This is a genomic window from Candidatus Zixiibacteriota bacterium (assembly GCA_021159005.1).
Taxonomy (GTDB): Bacteria; Zixibacteria; MSB-5A5; order UBA10806; family 4484-95; genus JAGGSN01.
The window spans coordinates 1-4371 of the sequence record JAGGSN010000203.1 but is presented as its reverse complement, the minus strand read 5'-3'; the positions used below and the strand labels follow the sequence as shown (position 1 = coordinate 4371).

3 protein-coding genes and 1 tRNA gene are annotated in these 4371 nt (G+C 40.7%); 3 read left to right on the top strand and 1 reads right to left on the bottom strand.

Annotated features, from left to right (window positions below; translation table 11 throughout):
* Window positions 1-388 precede the first annotated feature (388 nt).
* Window positions 389-1312 carry a DUF2029 domain-containing protein gene (locus tag J7K40_13095; protein MCD6163329.1) on the top strand — a complete coding sequence of 308 codons (924 nt, stop codon included), beginning with the start codon at window positions 389-391 and terminating at the stop codon, window positions 1310-1312.
* A gap of 74 nt (window positions 1313-1386) precedes the next feature.
* Here the strand turns inward: J7K40_13095 and J7K40_13090 are convergent, their stop codons facing one another.
* On the bottom strand, window positions 1387-2724 hold the full coding sequence (locus J7K40_13090) for a replication-associated recombination protein A (protein MCD6163328.1): 1338 nt from the start codon (window positions 2722-2724) through the stop codon (window positions 1387-1389).
* A 159-nt stretch (window positions 2725-2883) separates the two neighbouring features.
* On the opposite strand from J7K40_13090, the gene J7K40_13085 reads away from it, so the two are divergent.
* Together J7K40_13085 and murQ are read left to right on the top strand one after the other, a co-directional pair.
* Window positions 2884-2956 (top strand) — tRNA-Gly (locus J7K40_13085).
* Between the two features lie 171 nt (window positions 2957-3127).
* On the top strand, window positions 3128-4066 hold the full coding sequence (murQ, locus tag J7K40_13080) for an N-acetylmuramic acid 6-phosphate etherase (GenBank protein MCD6163327.1): 939 nt from the start codon (window positions 3128-3130) through the stop codon (window positions 4064-4066).
* Window positions 4067-4371: the final 305 nt, after the last annotated feature.

Below are 4371 nucleotides of genomic sequence, written 5' to 3'. Positions count from 1 at the left end.
TGACCAATCTCTGGATTCCCAATCAAGTTGGGAATGACGCGGGCAGTGTGGGAATGACATCACTATAGCATCCGCCTAAGGCGGACAAAAGGCCGGACAGTAGTGAAATTAAACATGGATTCATATTTAATATGATGATATATTTACTAACATGATAAACGATAGAATAAGAAGACTAAACTTCTTAACAAACCTTAACCTTTTATTCCGGGTATATATCATTGTTTCAATAGCAGTCAGTATTCATAAATATCTGATTGGCATGATAAACAACTTTTTGATATTTAAGTATTCGTTTTTCAATCTGATAAGTAATAACGATCTTTATATTCTTCATCGAAGTTTGCACTATGATTATTATAAGTACAGTCCATCTTTTGCTTTTTTAATGGCTCCTATATCTGTGATGCCGGATTATTTGGGCTTGGTAATCTGGAATCTTATAAATACAATGCCGCTGTTTTTTGCTGTAAAATTACTTAATATCGAGGATAAAAAGAAGGCTCTAATCCTTTGGATAATCTTAATGGAACTTGTTACCTCGCTGCAGAACTGCCAGAGTAATGGATTATATGCGGCTATGTTTATTCTCACATTTGCTTTAATGGAGAGAGATAAAGGCTGTTGGGCGGCTTTAGTGGTTGTTCTGGCTATGTATATCAAGCTTTTCGGAGCGGCGGCTGGTATACTGTTTATTTTCTATCCCAGAAAAACAAGATTTTTACTTTATCTTGTTATATGGTTTATCGTGATTGGATTGCTTCCATTATTAGTCGTTTCAGTGAAGCAATTGCTATTTTTATATGGCAGTTGGTATAATTTACTGACAAGGGATGCTGTAAATCTTGTCGGCTTGTCGGTCATGGGTATATCTAAGGTCTGGTTTGGGTTAATCTTGCCGAACACGATTGCTATGATTATTGGGTTAATGTTTTTACTTGCGCCGCTTATTAAGATTCGAGAATACGGCAATAGTTGTTTCAGGCATATGTTTTTATGTTCGCTTCTTATTTGGATTATCATATTTAATTATAAGGCGGAATCCCCGATGTTTATAATTGCTGTGGTCGGGATTGCTGTTTGGTATATGATACAGGATAAGTCTGTATTGAATAATATCCTGCTTTGGCTTACCCTGATTTTAACATCATTTTCAGCTGCGGATTTATTCCCGATATATCTGAGAACGCATTTTATAAAACCCTACTTATTGAAAGCTGTGCCGTGTTTTATTGTTTGGGTTGTTATACAATGTCAGTTGTGGTTTGGAACAGATAAGACTTCCGTGAAAAGATTATCAAACCCCCTTTAAAAAGAACGCAGGCATACAACCATCAGCCTTTATCAATGCGGATTGAATATATTGTCTAAAATTTTCGTGAAGAATTAGCCATTTTTCCCCTGTCGTTCCTCAGCCATTTTTCTCAGCCACCATTCAAGCTTCTCTTTAAGCTTAATCTCCAAACCCCTGTCTGAGGGGAAATAGAATCGCTTGCCAACCATTTCCTCCGGCAGGCACTCCATATAGGCAAAAGCATCCTCATAATCATGGGCATACTTGTATCCTTTGCCGTAGTCGAGCTCTTTCATCAGATTGGTGGGGGCATTGCGGATATGAAGAGGCGCGGGATAGTCGGGATTGTCCTTGATTGTTTGACGGGTTTTCTTCTCTGCCTTATAAGCGGAATTTGATTTTGGAGCCAACGCTAAATATATAGCCGCCTGGGCCAAGGCGATTTCTCCCTCCGGCGAGCCGAGGAAATGATAGGTATCCTTAGCGGATAGGGCAATTTGCTGAGCGCGCGGGTCAGCTAAGCCGATATCCTCATATGCGAAGCGAACCATCCGGCGTATGATATATAGCGGGTCCTCGCCGGCTGTCAGCATGCGGAAAAGCCAATAAAGCGAGGCGTCAACATCCGAGGCGCGTAAAGACTTATGCAATGATGAGATTAGATTGAAGTGTTGGTCGCCATGCTTGTCATATAATAGTGATTTTTTTTGGACCGCTTCGTTTAAAACCTTAATGGTGAAAACCAATCTGCCTTTATCATCAGGTTTGATAGTATCGGCGGCGAACTCCAGAAGGTTTAGCGCAACTCGAGCATCACCGGAGGCCAGCCCGGCCAGATGGTCGAGGCATTCGCTTTCGAATATAATCTGTTTTGCGCCTAACCCGCGTTTTTTATCGGTTGCTGCCCGCTTAATGATTGTTTTGATATCCTCAACTGCAAGCTGGTTTAATGTATAAACACGGCAGCGCGACAGAAGCGCCGAAATCACCTCAAATGATGGGTTCTCGGTAGTTGCGCCTATCAAAATAATCGTTCCGGCCTCGACATGCGGCAGGAAAGCATCCTGCTGAGCCTTATTGAATCGGTGTATCTCATCTATAAACATGATTGTTTTTTGCCCCTGAAGTTTCAACCGTTGGGAGGCGTGCCCAATAACTTCCTTGATTTGTTTGATGCCGGATGTTACTGCCGAGTATGGTTGAAATTCGGCTTTCGAGTAAGCGGCAATAAGTCGAGCTAAGGTAGTTTTGCCGGAGCCAGGCGGTCCCCACAGGATAATCGAGCCTACTTTATCAGCTTTTATCGACTCGTACAATGGTTTGTTTGGCGCGAGTATATGAATTTGCCCGACAAATTCATCGAGAGTTTCCGGTCTGAGACGGTCGGCTAATGGCGATTGGGGTTTATCGCTTTTTTCAAACAACTCCATAAATTTAAGATAAGCAGACATGGAACAGGCGGCAAGAGGATTTTATAAAAGAGGCTGCATAAAACAATAGGTTAGTATTAGGCTGCATTATTTAACAGCAAAATATGGGATAATAGTTCTTGACTGTCAATCTTGCGGCTTATATTTTTATGCATTCTTGCGGGAGTAGCTCAGTTGGTAGAGCAGTAGCCTTCCAAGCTGCTTGTCGCGGGTTCGAAACCCGTCTCCCGCTTTTCTATTTTTTATCACCAGCAGGATTTTTTCCAATAAATACGGTGAGTTGGAAAAATTCAGTAATGTTATAAATTAAAAAATATTTGATAAGAGCTTTTGTTGACAACCAGCAAGCCTGTAAAGTAAAATGATTTGATGAGAAAATATCATGTAAAACGGAATGCTAATAATGAATGAACAATCACCCCTTAGCGGCCACGAGCTTTTTGAATATCTGCAGCGATTAGTAACCGAATCATCTAATCCGCAAAGTATAAATCTTGACAAGCTTTCAACTGCCGAAATTCTCGAGCTGATTAATGCTGAGGATGCATCTGTCGCCTTAATTGTGAGGCAGCAGATTCCATCGATTGCGAAAGCGGTTGAGATGATATATAAAGCCTTAAACAGCGGCGGCCGCCTTATCTATATCGGGGCGGGAACCTCCGGCAGGCTTGGCATATTAGATGCCGCCGAATGTCCGCCAACATTCGGAACATTGCCAGAACAAATAGTGGGTTTGATAGCCGGCGGTCATTCAACGCTTGTCCGCTCTGCCGAGGGAATCGAGGACGATATCGAGGCTGGTGTAAGAGATATTAATACCATTATCGCCAGTCCAAAAGATGTAGTTATGGGATTAACCGCTTCGCGAAGGACTCCATATGTAATTGCAGGATTAAACCGGGCAAAGGAAAGAGGCGCAGAGACAATTCTTTTATGCTGCAACCCAACTAATGATGGTCGTTATGATTATAGCTTGTTAATCACGCCGGTTGTCGGGCCTGAGATTCTGGCTGGTTCGACTCGTATGAAAGCGGCCTTGGCCGAGAAAATGATTTTGACAATGACAACCACTGCCGTTATGGTAAAATTGGGCAAGGTTTATAAAAACATGATGGTCGATTTGCAGGCAACCTCCGAAAAACTTATAGAGAGATCAAAACGTGTAATTATGCAAACGGTAGGATGTGATTATTATAATGCCGGTATCTTTTTAACAAATGCCAACGGTCATGTTAAAACGGCCATTATAATGGCTAAGCTGGGCTGTGATTTTGATGAAGCCCGGAAATCGCTTAATGATGTTGGGGGATTTCTATATAAAGTATTTGATTCTGCTGGATGATTTTTGATGGTAATCATCTTAAAATATGATATTTTTTACAGATATTCTCCATATATTAATATTGTGAAAAAATAATAGCGCTAAAATGTCTATATTACAGGCACATTATAATTATTTTGAAGTATATTCATCAATTGCCGATACAAAGATTGAGGGTAAAATATTAACTGTATTGGTATATCAAATAATAATATGGCAGAAGAAAGCAACTATCTTGATAATGAGTTGAAAACCTTAGAAGCTCCTTATCTTAATCAGGCGGGTGAATTTTTTACGTTTTTAATAAAAGCCGTAAAAGCAAAACT

Bases quoted from the DNA above. Each gene is read 5' to 3' on its own strand.
- J7K40_13095 (MCD6163329.1), top strand. From the start codon at position 389: ATGGCTCCTATATCTGTGATGCCGGATTATTTGGGCTTGGTAATCTGG.
- J7K40_13090 (MCD6163328.1), bottom strand. From the start codon at position 2,724: ATGGAGTTGTTTGAAAAAAGCGATAAACCCCAATCGCCATTAGCCGAC.
- murQ (MCD6163327.1), top strand. From the start codon at position 3,128: ATGAATGAACAATCACCCCTTAGCGGCCACGAGCTTTTTGAATATCTG.